General features: G+C 66.2%; 1 protein-coding gene. It reads left to right on the forward strand.

All coding sequences use genetic code 11. From position 1 onward, the window contains the following. A partial coding sequence (locus A5747_RS03275; RefSeq protein ID WP_142245437.1) for a condensation domain-containing protein occupies positions 1-622 on the forward strand: 622 nt, incomplete at both ends.

Genomic DNA, 622 nt, shown 5'->3' on the forward strand with positions numbered 1-622 from the left:
CGCCGGCGCAGCCTGGCCGCTTATGAGCATCAGGACGTGCCGTTTGAGGTGCTTGTGGAGCGGCTCAACCCGATCCGGTCGCTGGGCCATCATCCGCTGGTGCAGGTGATGCTGGCCTGGCAGAACCTGCCCGGGCACCTCAGCGAGCCCACCGGATTGGCATTGGGCGATTTACACGTCACCCAGTTGCCGGTGGATACCCACACCGCCCGAACCGATCTGTCGTTGTCGTTGGCCGAGCGCTGGACCGATGACGGTGAGCCCGCCGGTATCGCCGGGGCGGTCGAATTTCGCACCGACGTCTTCGACGCGGCCAGCATCCGGTCACTCATCGAGCGGCTGCGGCATGTGCTGGAGGTGATGACGGCTGACTCGACCCGGCGGTTGTCGTCGGTGGATGTGCTCGATGCCGGTGAGCGCGCCCGCCTGGATGCTTGGGGCAATCGGGCGGTGTTGACCGCGCGGAAGAGTACGCCGATGTCAGTTCCGGTGTTGTTTGCCGATCGCGTGGTTGGGGCTCCGGGGGCGGTGGCGGTGAGCTTCGCGGGCCGCACCCTGACCTATCGACAACTCGATGTGGCGGCGAATCGGTTGGCGCAGTTGCTGATCGGGTGTGGTGTGG

The sequence above is a fragment of the Mycobacterium sp. IS-836 genome, assembly GCF_001954275.1.
Taxonomy (GTDB): Bacteria; Actinomycetota; Actinomycetes; order Mycobacteriales; family Mycobacteriaceae; genus Mycobacterium.